Raw genomic sequence first — 20,853 nt, 5'->3', positions numbered from 1 at the left:
CGGCGCAACGGCGGGATGTAACAGAGCGTCAAAGGTCTTTGCTGCATCACGCAGTACATCGCATGGCCGCGGCCAGCCGGTTTTACGTCCGCGCGAATTTGCGCAGTTCGGCCTGATCGGCGGCAAGCGTCGCGGGCAGTTCGTCGCGCAGGAATTCGACCCACGTGCGGATCTTCGCGTCCAGATACTGCCGCGACGGATACAGCGCGTACACGTTCATCTCCTGCGAGATGTACTCGGGGAGAATCCACACGAGCTGGCCGCTGCGCAAGCCCGCAATCGCCGAATAGATCGGCAGCACCGCGACGCCCATCCCTTCGCGCACAGCCACGGCCATCGCTTCCGCGACGTTGATCTGGAACGTGGTCGCGCCGAGATGCAGCGTTTCCTGGCCGTTCGGACCGTCGAACGTCCATTCGTCGGCGGGCATGACAGGCGTGATCATCTGCAGGCAGGTATGGCCGCGCAGATCGGCAAGCGTCTGCGGCACGCCGTTGCGCTCCAGATAATCGGGCGATGCGCACGCGATGCTGAACGCGCTGCCGAGGCGCTGTGACACGAGCCCCGAGTCCGGCAGGCTCTGCGCGAGCACGAGCGCGACGTCATAGCCTTCGTCGAGCAGATCGGGCATGCGCTGCGCGAGCGTCAGTTCGAGATGGACGTCCGGATAACGCTGCTGATAGCGGCCGACGGCGGGCACCACGTAGTGCTGGCCGAAGCTCGTCATCGCATGGACTTTCAGCTTGCCGGAGGGACGCGCGTGCGCGTCGCTGGCTTCCGCTTCCGCCTGATCGACGTACGCGAGGATCTGCTCGCAGCGCTGCAGATAGCGCTCGCCCGCTTCCGTCAGCGCGATGCGGCGCGTCGTGCGGTTCAACAGACGCGTGCGCAGATGCGCCTCCAGATCGGATACGGCACGCGACGCATAGGCCGTCGTCGTGTTGAGGTGCTGTGCCGCGCCCGTAAAGCTGCCCGCTTCGACGACGCGGACAAATACGCGCATGTTCTGAAGCGTATCCATAATTCGAATCCAGTCTCTGTGTACAGATGGATTGTTGCACGATTTGGAAAGACGATTATCTCATTCTCCGTAAGTATGCGTTGCGCCCTTACGGGTTATTCCTTAATTATCCGAAAAATATAATGACACCCTAAGTTATATAGTCTCTTGGAGAGCAAATCGTGCAGTTTCCGGTAAGAAAAGGGATCGCCGCACTGTCGGTTCTTACGATCTCGTTGATAATCGCCGGCTGTGCGAGCACTGGGCACATTGCTCCCGAATCCGCCCGCACCGATCCCGCCACGCTCGACGCCGGCGCCGCGATCCGCGCCGCCAATGCCGACGCCCAATGGCCCGCCGCCGACTGGTGGCGCGCCTATAACGATCCGCAGCTGAACGCGTGGATCGAAGCGGCGCAGGCGGGCAATCCGTCACTCGCCGCCGCGCAGGCACGCGTGCGCGAGGCGCAGTCGATGGCGGGCGTCGCCAAGTCCGCGCTGCTGCCGCAGGTCAACGGCGGCATGCAGATCCAGCGCAAGCAATGGCCGGACAACGTCTTTTACGGCCCCGGGCCGCTCGCCGGCCAGGAATCGTGGAACAACACGGCCGAACTCGGCCTGTCGTACCACCTCGACCTGTGGGGCAAGGACAAGAACGCCGCCGAACAGGCACTCGATGTCGCGCACGCCCGCGCCGCCGAATACCGCGCCGCGCGGCTCGAACTCGAATCGAACATCGTGCGCGCCTATATCGGGATGTCGCTGAACTACGCGCTGCTCGATATCGCGAAGTCGACGCTCGAACAGCAGCAGCAGGTCGCCGCGCTGGCGAACCGCCGTCTGAAGGGCAGCATCGGCACGCAGCTCGAAGTGGCGCAGGCGGAAGCGCCGCTGCCCGAATACGAACGCCAGATCGACGCGATCGAGGAATCGATCGCACTCGGCCGCAACCAGCTTGCCGCGCTCGCGGGCAAGGGTCCCGGCGCGGGCGACTCGATCACGCGCCCGCAGCTGTCGCTATCCGCGTTCGCCGGCCTGCCGTCGACGCTGCCCGCCGAGCTGATCGGCCATCGCCCCGACATCGTCGCCGCGCGCTGGACGGTCGCCGCGCAGGCACGCGGCATCGACGTCGCGAAGGCCGACTTCTATCCGAACATCGACCTGCTCGCGTCCGTCGGCGGCTATGCGGCGATGGGGCCGCTGTTCGGCTTTCTGAAGTCGGCGTCGGGCGGCTGGACGGCGGGCCCCGCGCTGTCGCTGCCCATCTTCACGGGAGGACGTCTGCGCTCGCAACTGGGCGCGGCATCGGCGGGCTACGACGTGGCCGTCGAGCAATACAACCAGACGATCGTCACCGCGCTCAAGGAAATCGCCGACGAGGTCGTGCGCATGCGCTCGCTCGATACGCAGCTGAAGGACGCGCAGCGTTCCGTCGCGACGGCGAGCAAGAGCTACCAGCTCGCGCGCGAAGGCTACCGGCGCGGCCTGACCGACTACGTGAACGTGCTGATCGCGCAGACGCAATTGTTGCGCGCGCAGGAAGGCGTCGCGAAGGTGCAGGCCGAGCAGCTGTCGGCGCACGCGACGCTCGTCACCGCGCTCGGCGGCGGCCTGATCGATCCCGCCGATGGCCCGACGGAAAAGGACGTGCTGCCCGCGCACGGCAAGGGCAAGGGCAAGGACAGGACAGCGGACGGCAAGGCCGCCTCCACGGCTGACGGGTCGAAGGGTGCATTGAAGGGTGCATCGAATGGCGCGACGACGGGCGCGTCCGCCGTCCGCTAACGGGAGAAGCCGCCGATGTCCACCAACCATTCTGTTTCCCGCACGCCCCAGGCGCCCGGCGTGCTCTACGCCGCGTTCGTCGACTGGGCGCGCACCGACGGCCGCACGTGGATCTACCTCTTGAAGGCGCTCGCCGCGTGTTTCCTCGCGCTAGGCATCGCGATGAAGCTCGACCTGCCGCAGCCGCGCACCGCGATGACGACCGTTTTCATCGTGATGCAGCCGCAAAGCGGGATGGTGTTCGCCAAGAGCTTCTACCGGATCTGCGGCACGCTGATCGGTCTCGTCGTGATGCTCGCGCTGATCGGCCTGTTCGCGCAGCAGCCGGAACTTTTCATCGTGTCGACGGCGATCTGGGTCGGCATCTGCACGGCGGGCGCTGCGCGCAACCGCAACTTCCGCTCGTACGGCTTCGTGCTGGCGGGCTACACGGCGGCGCTGATCGGCATTCCCGCCTCGCAGCATCCCGATGGCGCGTTCATGACGGCGCTCACGCGGGTCGCGGAAGTCGTGGTCGGCATCATCTGTTCGGGCGTCGTGAGCGCGCTCGTGTTTCCGGAGCACGCGGGCGAGCAGATGCGCGGCACGGTGCGCGCGCGCTTCTCGTCGTTCGTCGACTATGTGTGCGCGGCGCTGTCGGGCAAGGCCGATCGCGCGCGCATCGAGGACACCAATGCGAAGTTCGTCGCCGACATCGTGGGCTTCGAAGCCGTGCGCAGCGTCGCCGTGTTCGAGAGCCCCGATTCGCGGATGCGCAACGGCCGCCTGTCGCGTCTGAACAGCGAGTTCATGACGGCATCGACGCGCTTTCACGCGCTGCATCAGCTGATGAACCGACTGCGCGCGGCGGGTGCGACGGCTGCCGTGGCCGCGCTCGAACCGTACTTCCGCGAGATCGCGCCGTTGCTGAGCAAATCGGGCGAGCCCGTGCTCACGGCCGCCGACGCCGCGCACGCCGCCGCGCAGCTCGAAACCTACAAGGCCGAACTGCCGAAGCGCGTGCGGGCGACGCGCGCCGAACTCGAAGGCGACGCCGATGTGCCCTTGCTCGATTTCGACACGGGCGCGGAACTGCTGTACCGCTTCGTCGACGATCTGCACGCGTATGCGGCGACCTACGCGTCGCTCGCCGTCGCGACGCATGAACGCGAGCGCTGGATCGAGCGCTACGAGCCGAAGACGAATGGCATCGCGGCGGGCGTCGCGGGTCTGCGCGCGGCGATCGTGATGTCGATACTCGGCGCCTTCTGGATCGCCACCGCCTGGCCGAGCGGCGCGACGCTCACGCTGGACGCGGCCGCCGTCTGCGCGCTCGCGTCGTCGTCGCCGAATCCGACGCGCACCGTGTTCCAGATGGCGGCCGGCACGACGCTGTCGTCGCTGCTGGCGATGGTGCTGACGTTCGGCATCTATCCGCATATCGACGGCTTTCCGCTGCTGTGCGTGGCGCTCACGCCATTCCTCGCGCTCGGCGTGTGGATGACGACGCGCCCGAAGCTGGCCGGCTATGGCGTCGGCTATTGCATTTTCTTCTGCTACCTTGCGGGCCCCGACAACGTGATTCATTACGACCCGAGCAGCGTCATCAACGATGCGCTCGCGCTCGTGATCTCGATGCTGGTCGCGTCGATCGCGTTCGCCGTGCTGTTGCCGCCGTCGACGCCATGGCTGCGCAACCGTCTGCTGAACGACCTGCGCGCTCAGGTGGTGCTCGCGTGCCGTGGTCACATCGGGCCCCGGTGGGAACGTCTTTGGCGTCTGCGCACGCGCTTCGAGAGCGGCACGCGCGACCTGATGCACCAGATCAACGCGCTCGCGCCGAACGAGCCCGACGTGAAGCGCGACACGATGCGCTGGATGTTCGCGGTGCTGGAAACCGGCAACGCGGCGATCGACTTGCGCAGCGAAATCGCGACGCTGCCGCGCGATGCGCGCTACGGGCCGTCGATGCCGTGGCGCGTGACGCTGCGCGCGACGTGCGACGCAATTGCGCGTCTCTTCGCGCGGCCGCGCCCCGAGCGCCTCGACCACGCGCTCGCCGCGACGGCCGATGCGATCGCCGCCGTCCAGCAGACGCTCGCGACGTTCAAGCCACCGCGCGAAGAGCGTCATCAGTTGCAACGCATCTTGAGTCATCTGCATTTCATCCGAAGCGCGCTGCTCGATCCGCAATCGCCGCTGGGGCAACTCGGCACCGATGCAGACGCGAGCGGCGACGCGTCACAAGGAGTTCGCCATGCCACGTGAGATCGCCGTCCTCGACGCGTACATGCCCGCGATCGTGCTGCTGTTCATTGCGGGCGCCGCGATCACGTGGGTGCTGGACCGCGTGATCGCCTATACGGGCGTGTATCGCGTCGTATGGCACCCGTCCCTGTTCCGCGCGAGCCTGCTCGTGTGTGTGTGCGGCGTATTGGGCCTCGCCGTTTATCGTTGACCAGAGTCGAATCATGACTATCAGAAACATCATTGGGTTTATCGCGACGCTCGTTGTGTTCATCATCGCGATCTTGATCGGGCGTACGCTGTGGGTGCACTACATGGACGAGCCGTGGACGCGCGACGGCCGCGTGCGCGCCGAGGTCGTGAACATCGCGCCCGACGTGTCGGGCGCCGTCGTCGAGTTGCCGGTGCGCGACAACCAGTTCGTGCACAAGGGCGACCTGCTGATGCAGATCGATCCGTCGCACTATCAGATCGCCGTCGAGCAGGCCCAGGCGGCCGTCGCCGCGCGCAAGGCCGAGTTGCAGATGCGCCGTGACGATGCACAGCGTCGCGCGGATATGGACAGCCTCGTCGTATCGAAGGAAAGCCGCGAGAACGCGACGCACACCGCAACGGCCGCCGAGGCGCAGTATCAGCAGGCGCTCGCCGCGCTCGATGCGGCGAAGCTCAACCTCGAGCGGACTCGCGTCGTGTCGCCCGTCGATGGTTACGTCACCAACCTGAACGTCTATCGCGGCGACTATGCGGTTGCGGGATCAGCGAAGCTCGCCATCGTCGATAGCCACTCGTTCTGGGTCTATGGATACTTCGAGGAGACGAAGCTGCCTCACGTGAAGGTCGGCGACAAGGCCGATATCCGGCTGATGAGCGGCGGCACGCTGAAAGGCCACGTCGAGAGCATCTCGCGAGGGATTTACGACCGGGACAATCCGGAAAGCCGTGAATTGCTGGCCGATGTGAATCCGACGTTCAACTGGGTAAGGCTGGCGCAGCGCGTGCCCGTGCGGGTGAAGATCGATTCCGTGCCGGACGGTGTGCTGCTTTCCGCGGGAACGACCTGTACCGTGGTGGTGACCCCTTCCTTGTGAGCCATGCCCCTTCAAGGCTCGGCCATGAAACCGTCACGGAACGCCTCGACGTCTGTCTCCAGCTTGTCTGCAAAGCCCTCTTCGAATGGCACGGCGGCCGCGCGTGCCAGGAGGTCTCTCACAAGCGTCTGGTAGGTGCGTTCGTCACCGAGCAGCGAGCGAATCTTGTCACGCGTCGACGGCAACGCAAGATTGCGCGCATCGCGTCCGAGCAGGGCGCATGAAGCGGTCGAGTCGTTAAACGCATAGGCTTCCATCAGATCGGCTGCCTCGGTCCACACGCGCTCTTCGTTACCCGCCCACAGATAACTTCGCAGAATGAGCAGCAGGTCGGAGGCGTCCTTGTTTTCCTGTCGTCTGCGGTCTTCCCAGGCCAGCAGTTTCAGCAGCGTCAGTGCCGGGAGCGTGACGACGGGCACCACCAGGCCGGCGTCGATCTCGATCTGGGACGCCGTGTCGACGGCCTCGCTGAAGCCGAGCACGGTGAGGACGAACTCCCCCTCGGGCGGCCACGCGATCGAACCCTTCGGGACTTCGATGTCGCCGAAAGGCACCAGGTCGAGCGGGATCGTCATGCCCGTGTCGGCGTGCGCGAACAACAGGCGCTGCGGAGCGCGAGGGTCCTGACGGAAGCCCTCCACGTTCACGAGTTCGCCGATCAGCACCTCGTACGATGCCCAGCTGACTGCGCAGACGGCCACATCGACGTCTCGCGTGGCTCGCCCGGCTCGAATGCCGTACACATGCCAGAGAACGATGTCGCGCGCCGTTGCCCCCGCTACGACGAACGGCGTGCCCAAGCGCTTCGTCGCTTCGCAGACTCGCCTGAGCAGCGCCGAAGTCGCGGGGTGCATGGGACGTTCTTCGCTGACTCTAAGCATGAAGATTTCCGATGTAGCGCTCGTACAGCTGTTTCGCGACGGACAGATTCCGGCTATCTCCTGACGCGATCAGATCGGCGTACACAAGCAATGGATGCACGACGGGGAGTGACGGCGACGTGTCCCACCCATAATCGGCCGGTTCGCGCCAGAAGGATGCAAGAACCTCCACTTCGCCGTCGGGACTCGGGCGCAGCCGCGCCTCCTTCAGGAAGTCCGCACCCGGGTTCTGACGTGCGTAGATCGTCACACGAGCAGCCTTGAGCTGTTGCGTGACGAGATCCGCCGCGGCCTCGCCGCCAAGCCGGGCGTCGAACTTGAGGAAGTCGAACGCACGCCACCAGTCCGGCGACGTGGCCGTGTACGTCGACAATGCCAGCTTCGGCCTCAGGCGCGTCGGGTACAGGCTCACCCATTCATCGACATATTTCCGCCAGTCAGGGAATATCCGCTCGCCGTTTCGGCGCGTGACGAGCAGACCACGCGCCAGCAGATCGTCGACGACCTGATTCACCGTGCTCAAGGCCGCGCCGGAAGCTTCCGCGACCTTGCGGTATGGCTCGCTCGCGAGACCCGGTTGCGTGGCAAGCGCGAACATGACCTGCAAGCCTTTGCTGGTCGTGGACCGGGAAGTCTGTGTGCCAGGCGACCATGTCAGTCGAGGGCGACCCACGATCATGATCGTGGCCTCGGGCTCGCGGATGAACGTGTTACCGACCGCATCGAGAAAGGGGATGTTGCGATCGATCAGATCCATCGCGAGGTCGGGATCGACATAGGGCGCGACCAGCATGAGCGGACGGCCGTCGACACTGGCGGATTGCAGGCGGCCGGAGACGAGAAGAACGTTGGCGCGGTTGGCACGGGATGCCACATGAACGGGCATCACCAGCTTCTTGCCGTCAATATCGAACTGGATGGCGCCGTCGGCCTCCAGGCTGATTCTGGAGGCGGCAACCGGTTTAGCCTTGTAAATGCGCGTCGAGGACTGGAACGCACTACACGCTCCAGCCAGAATTTGCTGCCCTGTTATCGACAGAACGTCGGGTCGCGAAATCATCCGGCACCTTTTGTACGATTTCTGAGTAGTGTACGAAAAAATCGTACAGAGTCAAGAAATCGTACAAAACGGATGTAGCTCATTGAAAAGAAAATATATTTAAAATTACTTGTATGTTTTTCTGACTCTGTACGAAAAAATCATACCCTGTGTTTTTTCCGTACACACCGCTTCGGCGTCACTCCCGCAGTGAAAACTTCGCCACCGCCGCCTTCAACGCCTGCGCCTGATCATCGAGCGCCCGAGCCGCCGCCGTCGCCTGCTCGACGAGCGCGGCATTCTGCTGGGTTCCCGCATCCATTTGCGAAACGGCGAGATTAATCTCTTCAATTCCGGAACTCTGCTCGGCAGAAGCCGCTGAGATTTCCCCCATGATGTCGGTGACGCGCTTCACGGCCTTGACGACTTCGTCCATCGTCTGCCCCGCGTCCTGCGCAAGCTGCGAGCCGTTGCTCGCGCGCTCGACCGACGTGCTGATCAAGCCCTTGATCTCCTTCGCCGCGGCGGCGCTGCGCTGCGCGAGGTTGCGCACTTCGCCCGCCACCACCGAGAACCCGCGGCCTTCTTCGCCGGCGCGCGCCGCTTCGACGGCGGCATTGAGCGCGAGGATGTTCGTCTGGAACGCGATCCCTTCGATCACGCCGATGATGTCGCCGATGCTCTTCGCGCTGTCGTTGATCTCGCCCATCGTCGACACGACGCGGCTCACCACTTCGCCGCCCTTCTCCGCGATCGCCGATGCATTGTCGGCCAGCGTGCGCGCCTGCTTCGCGTTGTCCGCGTTCTGACGCACCGTCGACGTCAGCTCTTCCATGCTGCTCGCCGTGCGCTCGAGCGCCATCGCCTGCTGCTCGGTACGCTGCGACAGATCGAGATTGCCCATCGAAATCTCACCCGATGCGGACGCAATCGCCTCCGCGCTCGCCGCGATATGCGCGACCGTCGACGAAAGGCCGTCCTGCATGTCGCGCAACGCGAACAGCATGCTCGACTTGTCACGCTTGCCGAGCACGATGTCGTTCGACAGATCGCCCGCCGCGATGCGGCTCGCGATCTCCTTCGCGTACACAGGCTCGCCGCCCAGCTGGCGCGCGAGACGCCGCACCACCCATTCGCTGATCACGAACGCGAGCACGATCAGCGCGACCGTCATCACGGCCATCATCACGAACGAGGATTGATAGATGAACGACGACGCGTCGATGGTCGCCTTCGCCGCCTTGCCGCGCTGCGCGACGAGTTCGTCGACGAGCTTTTCGAGCTTGCCCGTCTCGACGAGCAGCGACACATCCTGCGTGCCGACCTGCCAGTTCATCTGCGACAGGTCGAGCGGCTGCGCCTTCACGAGCGTCACGAAATCGCGCAGATGTCCGCTCCAGGCGCCGATCGCGTCGGCGAACTTCTTCTGCTGCGCGGCGACGTCGGCGGAATCGGCATATTGCTGGAGCGTGTCGAGTTCGGCCGACAGACCCGCCAGGCCCTTGTCGATGTCGGCGCCGAGCTCGTCGCGTTCCTTCGCGGTCGTCGCCGTCAGCAGCATCTTCTGGGCGCGGCTCGCGCGCAGCAGGTAGCCGCGCGCTTCCTCGGCGGCCCGGCTCGCGACGTGGCCCTGCTCGTAGATCGAGCGCATCTGGCCGTTGAGCCGGCTGATCTGCGTCAGCGAGAACACGCCGATCGCCAGTGTGCCGACGAGCAGCACGGCAAAGGCGAAGCGCAACGTCGTCTTCACGGACCATCCGCGCGGCTTGCCACCCGCTGCCCGCTGCCCCGAACGCGCCGGCCCACCCGCCGCTTCGCCATCCGGTGCGAACCCCACGCCCGGCTGGCCACCCAGCGAAACTGCTTTCATATTTCCTGCCCCCACATGACTAACAACAGCCGGAAAGGTCGGTTCCGGCATGCCTTCTTATCTCTCCGGGTTGACGGCATCGTCGGCGGTGTTCTTGAGGCCCGCCGTCCCGCATCCCCCGGTCCCCGGCGCGCCGCTTCGTGGGCCGCGCGCCGCGCCGGATTTATACACGGTCAAAATTCGCCCGGCGCGCTTTCCGACGCTTTGCGAAGACCTCGCTCATCGGCTGATGCCAGTATCGGCGCCTTGAATGGCGCTCCGCGATAGTGCTCCACGGAAGCCGCCCGCACCGGAAGCATGCATCCTCACCCGCATTGCGCGTCCGATTCGCGACAAAACTTGGCCGGACAATTGGCGGGAGACACACTACACTTCATCAAACGCTAAAAACATCAGCCGCCACCGACGGTTCCCCCCGACCGCCGGCGCTGGCATCCCGAGTCACTCTCTCCAGACCGACCACATGGAATCCAGCCTCGACAAAGGCGCCCTGGCTGGCGCCGCCGGCGCTTCCGGCGCCACCGCTTCAGCTTCCGCCGCGGCAGGCAAGCCGCAGGCGCGCACCGTCTATTCGATTCTCGGCGCGATCAGCTTCTCGCATCTGATGAACGACATGATCCAGTCGTTGATCCTCGCGATCTATCCGATGCTGAAGGACAACTTCTCGCTGTCGTTCGGACAGATCGGCCTGATCACGCTCACCTATCAGATCACGGCGTCGCTGCTGCAGCCGCTCGTCGGCATCTATACGGACAAACATCCGAAGCCTTACTCGCTGCCCGTCGGCATGGGCTTCACGCTGTCGGGCTTGCTGCTGATGTCGGTCGCGCCGAATTTCGGCGTGCTGCTCGTCGCCGCGGCGCTGGTCGGCTGCGGGTCGTCGGTATTCCATCCGGAGTCGTCGCGCGTCGCGCGGATGGCGTCGGGCGGCAAGCATGGTCTCGCGCAGTCGCTGTTCCAGGTGGGCGGCAACGCGGGCTCGTCGCTCGGGCCGCTGCTCGCCGCGCTGATCGTGATTCCGCACGGACAGCGCAGCATCGCGTGGTTCTCGGCGGCGGCGCTCGTCGGCATTTTCGTGCTCACGCACATCGGCCGCTGGTACAAGCAGCATCCAGCGACGAAGAAAGCGCGCGCGGGCCACGTTCCGCACGCGACGCTCTCGCGCGGCAAGGTTGCGTTCGCGATGGGCATCCTCGTGCTGCTGGTGTTCTCGAAGTACTTCTACCTGACGAGCATCAACAGCTACTTCACGTTCTATCTGATCGACAGGTTCCACGTGCCCGTGCAGGCCGCGCAGGTGCATCTGTTCGTGTTCCTCGCGGCCGTCGCGGCGGGCACGGTGATCGGCGGCCCCGTCGGCGACCGGATCGGCCGCAAGTATGTGATCTGGGTATCGATTCTCGGTGTCGCGCCGTTCACGCTGCTACTGCCGTACGCGAACCTGTTCTGGACGGGCGTGCTGACGGTGATCATCGGCATCGTGCTCGCGTCGGCGTTCTCGGCGATCCTCGTCTACGCGCAGGAGCTGATTCCGGGCAAGGTCGGCATGGTGGCCGGATTGTTCTTTGGCTTTGCGTTCGGCCTGGGCGGCATCGGCGCTGCAGTGCTCGGCCAGCTCGCCGACTCGACGAGCATCGCGTATGTGTACAAGGTCTGCTCGTTCCTGCCGCTGCTGGGCATCCTCACGGTGTTTCTGCCGGATATCGAGGGGAAGCGGGTGAAGGGCTAGTGGGCGCGGACTGCCACGCACACCCAGAAACCGGTGTGCGTGGCCAACGCAACACGCGTGCCGCCGGAAGTTGCGGCTCAGTCGTTTGCAGGTGGCATCAAATTGGTCATCGTCGGAACAGGCTGCGCAAGCGTAGCGAAGATATTCGCGAGGTCGGGATAGTCGAGCGCGCCCTGTGCCACATCGACCATGACCTCCTCCAACGCGGGCGTACGCTGCACCTGAAACCCTTCCACAGATAGGAGAGCGCTGAAACAAGCGCAGTACTCTTGTTCGCGTCGGAAAACGCATGCCCTCTCGCTATCGCTTCCGCTTACATTCCCGCAATTTCGAAGATGTCGTCGAGCTCCTGGTAATAGCGACGACTCTCAATACGACCAAGGGCGCCCTCAAGAGCGCCCCTGTTGATGCCCGCCAGGCCGGGCTCGTTCTGAAGAATGAAGTCGTGAATCAGGACGACCAGATCCGGGTCGAGCTTCATCGATTCGCCAGTGCGCGGATGACATCCTTGTGCTGTTCGTAGACCTTCTTCGCCGCGCGCAGCAATTCGCTTCGATCAGTGGCAGACGCCGTCAGTATCTGCACCGTCGGCTCCTGAACGTGGTCGCGCGGCTTGACCTCGATTCCATGAATTTTGCCTGTCTTGCCCTTGCCGATCATTTGGCGCGCCATTGATGCAAAAGTGCTGGATGTTCGACGGGATTTTAACCGGGGAATTCCGCCGAGCCGAAATACCCGCGCCCATTCTGTAACGGGCGCGACGGCCATTGCATAGTTTGAAGCGCTCATGGAGAACCCGCGTTGTCCGCCAAGGCATGGCTGCTCTATCCTGCGGACGTACGCACGTACAGGCCAGCCGTGTCACCCCCACAGCCGTTCATTCGCCCGCTCACCCACGCAGTCCGAAGGATCGCCGCCGATGACCACCTACCGCGAATTCCACCGCCGCTCGATCGAGGCCCCCGAAGACTTCTGGCGCGACGAAGCGCGGCGCATCCATTGGGAAACGCCGTTCGATACCGTGCTCGACCGCTCGAATCCGCCGTTTGCGCGCTGGTTCGTCGGCGGACGGACGAACCTCTGCCACAATGCGGTCGACCGGCATCTCGCGCAGCGCGCGCAGCAGAACGCGCTGATCTACGTGTCGACGGAAACGGGCATCGAGCGTCGCTACACGTATGCCGACCTGCACGCGGAAGTGAACCGGATGGCGGCCGTGATGCGCTCGCTCGGCGTCGGGCGCAGCGACCGCGTGCTGATCTATCTGCCCATGATTCCCGAAGCCGTGTTCGCGATGCTCGCGTGCGCGCGGCTCGGCGCGATCCACTCGGTCGTGTTCGGCGGCTTCGCCGCGCCGAATCTCGCCGCGCGCATCGACGACGCGAAGCCCGTGCTAATCGTGACGGCCGACGCCGGCGCGCGCGCAGGCAAGGTGATCGACTACACGCCGCTCGTCGACGAAGCGCTGGCGCGCGCGACGCACAAGACGCCGAAGGTGCTGCTGATCGACCGGCAACTCACGCCCGAGAAGCTCAACGCGCCCTATCTCGTCGCGTACGAGCCGCTGCGCGAGCAGTTCTTCAATGCGCACGTGCAATGCGAATGGCTCGAATCGACGGAACCTTCGTATGTGCTGTACACGTCGGGCACGACGGGCAAGCCGAAGGGCGTGCAGCGCGATGTCGGCGGCTATGCGGTGGCGCTCGCGTCATCGATGGAATACATCTTCGAAGGCAAGGCCGGCGACACAATGTTCACGGCGTCCGACGTCGGCTGGGTGGTCGGCCACAGCTATATCGTCTACGCGCCGCTGATCGCGGGCCTCACGACCGTGATGTACGAAGGCACGCCGATCCGTCCCGACGGCGGCATCTGGTGGCGGCTCGTCGAGCAGTACAAGATCAACCTGATGTTCACCGCGCCGACCGCGATCCGCGTGCTCAAGAAGCAGGACCCGGCATTGCTGAAGCAGGCCGATCTGTCGAGCCTGCGCACGCTCTTCCTGGCAGGCGAGCCGCTCGACGAACCGACGGCCGCATGGATCGCCGATTCGCTCGGCAAGCCCGTCGTCGACAACTTCTGGCAGACGGAAACCGGCTGGCCGATTCTCGCGATCCAGCGCGGCGTCGAGGCGCTGCCGCAAAAGCTCGGCTCGCCTGGCGTGCCCTGCTACGGCTATAACCTGACGCTGCGCAACGAGCACACGGGCGAGCCCTGCGCGACGGGCGAGAAAGGCGTGATCACGCTCGGCTATCCGCTGCCGCCCGGCTGCATGTCGACGGTATGGGGCGACGACACGCGCTTCGTGAAGACGTACTGGGAAAGCGTGCCGAACCAGCAGGTGTACTCGACGTTCGACTGGGGCATTCAGGACGAGGACGGCTACGTGACGATCCTCGGCCGCACCGACGACGTGATCAACGTCGCGGGCCATCGCCTCGGCACGCGCGAAATCGAAGAGGCCTTGTCGAGCCACAAGGCTGTCGCGGAAGTCGCCGTTGTCGGCGTAACGGATCAGGTGAAGGGACAGGCCGCGATTGCGTTCGTCGTCGTACGCGATGCGCCCGCGTACGAGTCCGACGATGCGCGCGCGAAGCTCTCAGCCGAGCTGTGCGCGACCGTCGATCGCCATCTCGGCGCGATCGCGCGGCCGGCTCATGTCGTGCTCGTATCGATGCTGCCGAAGACGCGCTCCGGCAAGCTGCTGCGCCGCGCGATTGCGGCGCTCGCCGAAGGCCGCGACCCGGGCGATCTGCCGACGATCGAAGATCCGTCGGCGTTGCAGCAGATCCGCGATGCCGTCGTCCTCGGTGGATTTAGCGTGCGGGGAGGCTGAGCGTCGCGAGAAAGACGGCTCGGGTTTTGTTAACCGCGAGCCGAGAGAAACCGCCTGAGAATCCCGCTCGAATACGTGCCCGCGATCTCGGTGAGGAACGACACGAACGACGTGGGCGCATGCGCGTCCGCGGTGTCGGAAATCGTTCGCACGATCGCGCACGGCACGCCGTATTCGTAGCAGACTTGCGCGATCGCCGCGCCTTCCATCTCGACGGCGAGCGCGTCGGGCAACGCGGCGCGCAGCAGATCGACGGAAGTCGCGCTCGCAACGAACTGGTCGCCGCTGATGATCAGGCCGCGATGCACGGTCGGCAGCGCCTCGGTCAGGAAACGCTGCGACAGCGCGGCGCCCTCTTCGTCGATGAAATGCTCGCACGCGGCCGCCAGCTCGGTCGTCAAAGGCGCATCGGCGGCGAAGCGCGACATGCCGAGCAGCGGCACCTCGAAGCGTGGAAACAGCGGCGACGCATCCATATCGTGTTGCATCAGCGATTCGGCCACGACGATATCGCCGATCCGCACCGCCCGCCCGACGCCGCCCGCGACGCCCGTGAACAGGACGGCTTCGACATCGAACGCATGAATCAGCGCGCTTACGGTGGCGGCCGCCGCGACCTTGCCGACGCGCGCAAGCGTCACGACGCACGGCGCGCCGTGCACCGTGCCGATGTGATAGTCGCGCTTGCCGTGCGTGACGGTTTCGACGGCGCCTTCAGCGCGCATCGCCGCGACGAGATCGCCGAGTTCCTGGGGCAGCGCCGCCATCACGGCGAGCGGACGGCGCGGAACCGTCGCTTCGAAAGCCAGCGCGCTCATTCGACCGCCTGCAGCTTTGCAACGGCCAGCGCGAGCCATTTCTCGCCGTGCCGCTTGAACTTGACCTGCGCCTTCGCGTCTGCGCCGCCGCCTTCGAGCGCCGTGATCGTGCCTTCGCCGAACTTGGTGTGGAACACCTGCTGGCCGATCCGGAAGCCCGCTTCCGCCGCGCGTTGCTGGTTCGCGAACGCGGGCAGCGGCGCGCTCGATGCCGTCGATGCGCCGCCGCCATAACCTTGCTGACGGTCGGGCCGCGCGAACCAGTCGCGTCCCCAGCCTGCGTTGTCGGAGCGGCCGCCCCAGCGCGCGCCCGCTTCGACTTTCGGCGTGAGCCACTTGAGCGTCTCTTGCGGCAGTTCGTCGAAGAAACGCGAGCGGATGTTGTAGCGCGTCTGACCATGCAGCATCCGGCTCTGCGCGAACGACAGATACAGGCGCTCCTTCGCGCGCGTGATCGCGACGTACATCAGGCGTCGCTCTTCTTCGAGCCCGTCCGCTTCGATCGCGCTGTTCTCATGCGGAAAGAGCCCCTCTTCGAGACCGGTGATGAAGACCGCGGTGAATTCGAGGCCCTTCGCCGCGTGCACCGTCATCAGTTGCACCGCTTCCTGGCCGGCCTGCGCCTGGTTGTCGCCCGCTTCGAGCGACGCGTGCGACAGGAAGCCTGCGAGCGGCGTCATCGTGTCCGGGTTCTGCGCGGGGTCGGCGGGATTCGCGGCGCCGAGCACGTCGACGCCGGGATCGTCGGTTGCGACCACGAGCTCCGGTGAGGCCGTCGCGCCCGGACGCAGCGGAATCGAGCGCGCGGGCGTGTCAAGCCCGTAGCCTTCCTCGCTGACGAAGGCCGTGGCCGCGTTCACCAGTTCCTGCAGGTTCTCCAGCCGCTCCTGCCCTTCGCGCTCGTTCTGATAGAACTCGGACAGCCCGCTTGCGCGCACCACGTGCTCGACCGTTTCAGGCAGGCTCATCTGCGCCGTTTCGGCGCGCATCCTCGCAATCAGGTTCGCGAATCCGCCGAGGCTCGTGCCCGCCTTGCCCGTCACGTATGGAATCGCCGCCGCCATCGAGCAGTTGTACAGGCGCGACGCGTCCGCCAGCTGTTCGATCGAGCGCGCGCCGATGCCGCGCGCCGGGAAATTGACGACGCGCGCGAACGCGGTGTCGTCGTTCGGGTTGTCGATCAGGCGCAGATACGCAAGCGCGTGCTTCACTTCCTGGCGCTCGAAGAATCGCAGGCCGCCATACACGCGATACGGAATGCCGACGTTCACGAGCGTATGTTCGATCGTGCGCGACTGCGCGTTGCTTCGATACAGCACGGCGATCTCGCTGCGCGACAGGCCCGTGTTGATCAGCGCGCGAATCTCTTCGACGATCCAGCCTGCTTCCTGCGAATCCGTCGCGGCTTCGTAGACGCGCACGGGTTCGCCATGGCCCGCATCCGTTCGCAGGTTCTTGCCGAGACGCCGCGCGTTGTGCGCGATCAGCTGGTTCGCCGCATCGAGAATATGGCCATGCGAACGGTAGTTCTGCTCGAGCTTGATCAGATGCCTGACCTTGAACTCGTGCTCGAAGTCGCGCATGTTGCCGACGTTCGCGCCGCGAAACGCGTAGATCGACTGGTCGTCGTCGCCGACCGCGAAGATCGCGTTGTGCTCGCCCGCGAGCAGCTTCAGCCACGCGTATTGCAGCTTGTTCGTGTCCTGGAACTCGTCGACGAGAATGTGGCGGAAGCGCGCCTGATAGTGCGCGCGCAGCGGCGGGTTGTACGACAGCAGTTCGTAGCAGCGCAACAGCAGTTCCGGAAAATCGACGACGCCTTCGCGCTGGCATTGCTGGTCGTACGCTTCGTACAGTTCGACGAACTTGCGGTTGAAGTTGTCGGAAGCGTCGACATCCTTCGGACGCAGCCCCTGCTCCTTCGCGTTGTTGATGAAGTACTGCAGGTTCTTCGCCGGATATTTCTCGTCATCGATATTCAGGCCCTTCATCAGGCGCTTGATCGCCGAGAGCTGATCCGACGTGTCGAGAATCTGGAACGTCTGCGGCAGGCCCGCGTCGCGGTGATGCGCGCGCAGCATCCGGTTGCACAGACCGTGGAATGTGCCGATCCACATGCCGCGCGTATCGATCGGCAACAGCGCCGACAGGCGCGACATCATTTCGCGCGCGGCCTTGTTCGTGAAGGTGACGCCGAGCAGGGTCGCAGGCGTCGCGAGACCGTGCTGAATCAGCCACGCGATCCGCGTGATCAGCACGCGTGTCTTGCCGCTGCCTGCCCCCGCCAGAATGAGCGCCGGTTCGTTCGGCAGCGTGACGGCGGCGTGTTGTTCGGGGTTCAGGTTCGCGAGCAGTTCGGGCATGGATGACGAGAAGAAACTACGATTGCGGCGGGTGGTCCGTCATTATAAGACCGCGACGCCCGGAGCCTGGTGCGCCGCTGACGCGCGTGGGACTGTCGATCCCCGATTCCGCCGGGATCGCGCGCTGTCTCGCTCGATGTCTTACGTGCTGTCTTGCGCCCCACCCCGCGCCCGTCTTGCCTCGACTTGCGCGCGAGCAACGGCCGGCGCGGACCGCCGCCTCGCGCCACACTTTATAATTCAAGGTTTCGAGCATCTTTCCACGTATTTTCCGGCAGATTTTGACGATGACGACAAGCGACAGCACGCTGGCCAAGAGTTTCGAGCCGCAGACGATCGAGGCCCAGTGGGGCCCCGAATGGGAAAAACGCGGCTACGCCGCTCCGCCGTTCGAACCGGGCCGCAAGAACTTCTCGATTCAACTGCCGCCGCCCAACGTCACGGGCACGCTGCACATGGGCCATGCGTTCAACCAGACGATCATGGACGGCCTGACCCGCTATCACCGCATGCTCGGCGAAAACACGCTGTGGGTGCCGGGCACGGACCACGCGGGCATCGCGACGCAGATCGTCGTCGAACGGCAACTGGACGCGCAAGGCATTTCGCGTCACGACCTCGGCCGCGAGAAGTTCGTCGAGCGCGTGTGGGAATGGAAGCAGCAGTCCGGCTCGACGATCACGAACCAGGTGCGGCGCCTCGGCGCATCGATCGACTGGTCGCGCGAATACTTCACGATGGACGACAAGATGTCGGCCGCCGTGCGCGACGTGTTCGTGCGCCTGTATGAACAGGGCCTGATCTATCGCGGCAAGCGCCTCGTCAACTGGGACCCGGTGCTGCTCACGGCCGTGTCCGACCTCGAAGTGGTCAGCGAGGAAGAGAACGGCCATCTGTGGCACATCCAGTACCCGCTCGCCGACGGCTCGGGCCATCTGACCGTCGCGACGACGCGTCCCGAAACGATGCTCGGCGACGTCGCCGCGATGGTGCATCCGGAAGACGAGCGCTACGCGCACCTGATCGGCAAGACCGTCAGGCTGCCGCTGACGGACCGCGAAATTCCCATCATCGCCGACGACTACGTGGACCGCGAATTCGGCACGGGCGTCGTGAAGGTCACGCCCGCGCACGATTTCAACGACTATCAGATCGGCCAGCGCCACAAGCTGCCGCAGATCGAAATCCTCACGCTCGACGCAAAGATCAACGACAACGCGCCCGAAAAATATCGCGGCATGGATCGTTTCGATGCGCGCAAGCAGGTCGTCGCGGATCTCGAAGCACTCGGGCTGCTCGAATCGGTGAAGCCGCACAAGCTGATGGTGCCGCGCGGCGACCGCACGGGCGTCGTGATCGAGCCGATGCTCACCGACCAGTGGTTCGTCGCGATGAGCAAGCCGGCCCCCGAAGGCACGTTCAATCCGGGCAAGTCGATCGCCGACACGGCGCTCGACGTGGTCCGCAACGGCCAGATCAAATTCGTGCCGGAAAACTGGACGACCACGTACTACCAGTGGCTCGAAAACATCCAGGACTGGTGCATCTCGCGTCAATTGTGGTGGGGTCATCAGATTCCCGCGTGGTACGGCGAGAACGGCGAGATATTCGTCGCGAAGACGGAAGAGGACGCACGCGCGCAAGCCGATGCGAAGGGCTACAAGGGCGCGCTCAAGCGCGACGAAGACGTGCTCGATACATGGTTCTCGTCGGCGCTCGTGCCGTTCTCGTCGCTCGGATGGCCCAACGAGACACCGGAGCTGGAAGCGTTTCTGCCGTCGTCGGTGCTCGTCACCGGCTTCGACATCATCTTCTTCTGGGTCGCGCGCATGGTCATGATGACCACGCACTTCACCGGCAAGGTGCCGTTCGACACCGTTTATGTGCACGGTCTCGTGCGCGATGCCGAGGGTCAGAAGATGTCGAAGAGCAAGGGCAATACGCTCGACCCGATCGACATCGTCGACGGCATCGGCCTCGACGCGCTGGTCGCGAAGCGCACCACAGGGCTGATGAATCCGAAGCAGGCCGCGTCGATTGAAAAGAAGACGCGCAAGGAATTCCCCGAAGGCATCCCCGCGTTCGGCACGGATGCGCTGCGCTTCACGATGGCGTCGATGGCGACGCTCGGCCGCAACGTGAACTTCGACCTCGCGCGCTGCGAAGGCTATCGCAACTTCTGCAACAAGCTGTGGAACGCAACGCGCTTCGTGCTGATGAACTGCGAAGGCCACGACTGCGGCTTCTCGAAGCCGGGCCCGTGCGAACCTGGCGATTGCGGACCGGGCGGCTACACGGACTTCTCGCAGGCCGACCGCTGGATCGTGTCGCTGCTTCAGCGCGTCGAAGCCGAAATCGAAAAAGGCTTCGCGGATTATCGTTTTGACAATGTGGCGAACGCCCTATACAAGTTCGTGTGGGACGAATACTGTGACTGGTATCTCGAACTCGCGAAGGTGCAGATCCAGACGGGCACGCCGGAACAGCAGCGCGCCACGCGACGCACGCTGTTGCGTGTGCTCGAGACGGTGCTGCGCCTCGCGCATCCTGTGATTCCTTTCATCACGGAAGCGCTGTGGCAGAAGGTGGCGCCGCTTACGGAGAAGTACCCTGAAGGCAAGGCGGAAGGCGAGGCATCGATCATGACGCAGCCCTACCCGATCGCGGAGCCGCGCAAGATCGACGAAAAGGCCGAGCAGTGGGCCGCCGATCTGAAGGCCGTGATCGACGCATGCCGTAATCTGCGTGGCGAGATGAACCTGTCGCCGGCGACGAAGGTGCCGCTGCTCGTGACGGGCAATGCCGGGCGGCTCACGTCGTTCGCGCCCTACGCTCAGGCGTTGGCGCGTTTGTCCGAGGTGCAGATCATCGCGGACGAGGCAACGCTCGATGCACAGGCACATGGCGCGCCGATTGCTATCGTAGGAACGGACAAGCTCGTGTTGAAGGTGGAAATCGATGTCGCCGCCGAACGCGAACGCCTGTCAAAGGAAATCGCCAGATTGAATGCAGAGGTTTTGAAATGTAACGCCAAGCTCCAGAACGAGAGCTTTGTTGCAAAAGCACCGCCGGCGGTCGTTGAGCAGGAGCAAAGAAGGCTGGCAGAATACCAGACCACGATTGGCAAGCTGACGGCACAACTGTCGCGCTTGCCGGCCTGATTTACGCCCCATGCGTGACGCGCCACGCGGCGCCTCCACGCATTCCAAACCAGAGGAC

General features: G+C 64.6%; 15 protein-coding genes. 7 read left to right on the top strand and 8 right to left on the bottom strand.

The window, feature by feature from the left end:
* Positions 1–82: 82 nt before the first annotated feature.
* Positions 83–1,021 (bottom strand): LysR family transcriptional regulator, encoded by a 939-nt coding sequence (locus BN2476_RS08225; protein ID WP_087733656.1) that lies wholly within the window; start codon positions 1,019–1,021, stop codon positions 83–85.
* Between the two features lie 161 nt (positions 1,022–1,182).
* Between BN2476_RS08225 and BN2476_RS08220 the strand changes: the two genes are divergently transcribed.
* From BN2476_RS08220 to BN2476_RS08205, 4 genes are read left to right on the top strand one after another with little or no spacing between them, the layout of a single operon-like run.
* Positions 1,183–2,784 (top strand): efflux transporter outer membrane subunit, encoded by a 1,602-nt coding sequence (locus BN2476_RS08220; protein WP_235850757.1) that lies wholly within the window; start codon positions 1,183–1,185, stop codon positions 2,782–2,784.
* 15 nt (positions 2,785–2,799) lie between these two features.
* Positions 2,800–5,031, top strand: coding sequence for an FUSC family protein (locus BN2476_RS08215; protein WP_087733655.1), 2,232 nt, complete (start codon positions 2,800–2,802; stop codon positions 5,029–5,031).
* Complete coding sequence (locus BN2476_RS08210; RefSeq protein ID WP_087733654.1) at positions 5,021–5,221, top strand: DUF1656 domain-containing protein; 201 nt, start codon at positions 5,021–5,023, stop codon at positions 5,219–5,221. The genes BN2476_RS08215 and BN2476_RS08210 overlap by 11 nt, the downstream gene beginning before the upstream one ends.
* Before the next feature lie 13 nt (positions 5,222–5,234).
* Positions 5,235–6,098 carry an efflux RND transporter periplasmic adaptor subunit gene (locus BN2476_RS08205; protein WP_087733653.1) on the top strand — a complete coding sequence of 288 codons (864 nt, stop codon included), beginning with the start codon at positions 5,235–5,237 and terminating at the stop codon, positions 6,096–6,098.
* Positions 6,099–6,109: 11 nt separating this feature from the next.
* On the opposite strand, the gene BN2476_RS08200 is transcribed toward BN2476_RS08205, so the two are convergent.
* The 3 genes from BN2476_RS08200 to BN2476_RS08190 form a co-directional block, all read right to left on the bottom strand.
* The gene (locus tag BN2476_RS08200) at positions 6,110–6,979 is read right to left on the bottom strand and encodes a nucleotidyl transferase AbiEii/AbiGii toxin family protein (protein WP_087733652.1); all 870 of its coding nucleotides are present in this window, start codon (positions 6,977–6,979) and stop codon (positions 6,110–6,112) included.
* Positions 6,972–8,039 carry a type IV toxin-antitoxin system AbiEi family antitoxin gene (locus BN2476_RS08195; RefSeq protein ID WP_087733651.1) on the bottom strand — a complete coding sequence of 356 codons (1,068 nt, stop codon included), beginning with the start codon at positions 8,037–8,039 and terminating at the stop codon, positions 6,972–6,974. The genes BN2476_RS08200 and BN2476_RS08195 overlap by 8 nt, the downstream gene beginning before the upstream one ends.
* A 178-nt stretch (positions 8,040–8,217) precedes the next feature.
* A complete protein-coding gene (locus BN2476_RS08190) occupies positions 8,218–9,888 on the bottom strand; it encodes a methyl-accepting chemotaxis protein (protein WP_087733650.1) in 1,671 nt (556 codons plus the stop codon).
* Positions 9,889–10,351: 463 nt separating this feature from the next.
* Between BN2476_RS08190 and BN2476_RS08185 the strand changes: the two genes are divergently transcribed.
* Positions 10,352–11,617: an MFS transporter gene (locus tag BN2476_RS08185; RefSeq protein ID WP_087733649.1), complete on the top strand. Its 1,266-nt coding sequence runs from the start codon at positions 10,352–10,354 to the stop codon at positions 11,615–11,617.
* 313 nt (positions 11,618–11,930) lie between these two features.
* Here the strand turns inward: BN2476_RS08185 and BN2476_RS48050 are convergent, their stop codons facing one another.
* The gene (locus BN2476_RS48050; RefSeq protein WP_235850756.1) at positions 11,931–12,098 is read right to left on the bottom strand and encodes a hypothetical protein; all 168 of its coding nucleotides are present in this window, start codon (positions 12,096–12,098) and stop codon (positions 11,931–11,933) included.
* Positions 12,095–12,406 (bottom strand): hypothetical protein, encoded by a 312-nt coding sequence (locus tag BN2476_RS45375; RefSeq protein ID WP_143810919.1) that lies wholly within the window; start codon positions 12,404–12,406, stop codon positions 12,095–12,097. Before BN2476_RS45375 ends, BN2476_RS48050 begins: the two co-directional genes overlap by 4 nt.
* A gap of 130 nt (positions 12,407–12,536) precedes the next feature.
* Between BN2476_RS45375 and BN2476_RS08170 the strand changes: the two genes are divergently transcribed.
* Positions 12,537–14,453: a propionate--CoA ligase gene (locus tag BN2476_RS08170; RefSeq protein ID WP_087733647.1), complete on the top strand. Its 1,917-nt coding sequence runs from the start codon at positions 12,537–12,539 to the stop codon at positions 14,451–14,453.
* Between the two features lie 29 nt (positions 14,454–14,482).
* On the opposite strand, the gene BN2476_RS08165 is transcribed toward BN2476_RS08170, so the two are convergent.
* Positions 14,483–15,271 carry a 5'-methylthioadenosine/adenosylhomocysteine nucleosidase gene (locus BN2476_RS08165; RefSeq protein WP_087733646.1) on the bottom strand — a complete coding sequence of 263 codons (789 nt, stop codon included), beginning with the start codon at positions 15,269–15,271 and terminating at the stop codon, positions 14,483–14,485.
* Positions 15,268–17,634, bottom strand: a complete 2,367-nt coding sequence (locus BN2476_RS08160; protein WP_087733645.1) for a UvrD-helicase domain-containing protein — start codon at positions 17,632–17,634, stop codon at positions 15,268–15,270. Before BN2476_RS08160 ends, BN2476_RS08165 begins: the two co-directional genes overlap by 4 nt.
* A gap of 287 nt (positions 17,635–17,921) precedes the next feature.
* Between BN2476_RS08160 and BN2476_RS08155 the strand changes: the two genes are divergently transcribed.
* Positions 17,922–20,795, top strand: coding sequence for a valine--tRNA ligase (locus BN2476_RS08155; protein ID WP_087733719.1), 2,874 nt, complete (start codon positions 17,922–17,924; stop codon positions 20,793–20,795).
* Positions 20,796–20,853 lie beyond the last annotated feature (58 nt).

The sequence above is a fragment of the Paraburkholderia piptadeniae genome (assembly GCF_900007165.1).
Lineage (GTDB): Bacteria > Pseudomonadota > Gammaproteobacteria > Burkholderiales > Burkholderiaceae > Paraburkholderia > Paraburkholderia piptadeniae.
The sequence above is the reverse complement of the archived record's forward strand: the minus strand, read 5'-3'. Positions and strand labels throughout refer to the sequence as shown.

What these genes read in the sequence shown, in the direction of transcription:
- BN2476_RS08225 (WP_087733656.1), bottom strand. Translation starts at nt 1,021, where the DNA reads ATGGATACGCTTCAGAACATGCGCGTATTTGTCCGCGTCGTCGAAGCG.
- BN2476_RS08215 (WP_087733655.1), top strand. Translation starts at nt 2,800, where the DNA reads ATGTCCACCAACCATTCTGTTTCCCGCACGCCCCAGGCGCCCGGCGTG.
- BN2476_RS08210 (WP_087733654.1), top strand. Translation starts at nt 5,021, where the DNA reads ATGCCACGTGAGATCGCCGTCCTCGACGCGTACATGCCCGCGATCGTG.
- BN2476_RS08205 (WP_087733653.1), top strand. Translation starts at nt 5,235, where the DNA reads ATGACTATCAGAAACATCATTGGGTTTATCGCGACGCTCGTTGTGTTC.
- BN2476_RS08200 (WP_087733652.1), bottom strand. Translation starts at nt 6,979, where the DNA reads ATGCTTAGAGTCAGCGAAGAACGTCCCATGCACCCCGCGACTTCGGCG.
- BN2476_RS08195 (WP_087733651.1), bottom strand. Translation starts at nt 8,039, where the DNA reads ATGATTTCGCGACCCGACGTTCTGTCGATAACAGGGCAGCAAATTCTG.
- BN2476_RS08190 (WP_087733650.1), bottom strand. Translation starts at nt 9,888, where the DNA reads ATGAAAGCAGTTTCGCTGGGTGGCCAGCCGGGCGTGGGGTTCGCACCG.
- BN2476_RS08185 (WP_087733649.1), top strand. Translation starts at nt 10,352, where the DNA reads ATGGAATCCAGCCTCGACAAAGGCGCCCTGGCTGGCGCCGCCGGCGCT.
- BN2476_RS48050 (WP_235850756.1), bottom strand. Translation starts at nt 12,098, where the DNA reads ATGAAGCTCGACCCGGATCTGGTCGTCCTGATTCACGACTTCATTCTT.
- BN2476_RS45375 (WP_143810919.1), bottom strand. Translation starts at nt 12,406, where the DNA reads ATGAGCGCTTCAAACTATGCAATGGCCGTCGCGCCCGTTACAGAATGG.
- BN2476_RS08170 (WP_087733647.1), top strand. Translation starts at nt 12,537, where the DNA reads ATGACCACCTACCGCGAATTCCACCGCCGCTCGATCGAGGCCCCCGAA.
- BN2476_RS08165 (WP_087733646.1), bottom strand. Translation starts at nt 15,271, where the DNA reads ATGAGCGCGCTGGCTTTCGAAGCGACGGTTCCGCGCCGTCCGCTCGCC.
- BN2476_RS08160 (WP_087733645.1), bottom strand. Translation starts at nt 17,634, where the DNA reads ATGCCCGAACTGCTCGCGAACCTGAACCCCGAACAACACGCCGCCGTC.
- BN2476_RS08155 (WP_087733719.1), top strand. Translation starts at nt 17,922, where the DNA reads ATGACGACAAGCGACAGCACGCTGGCCAAGAGTTTCGAGCCGCAGACG.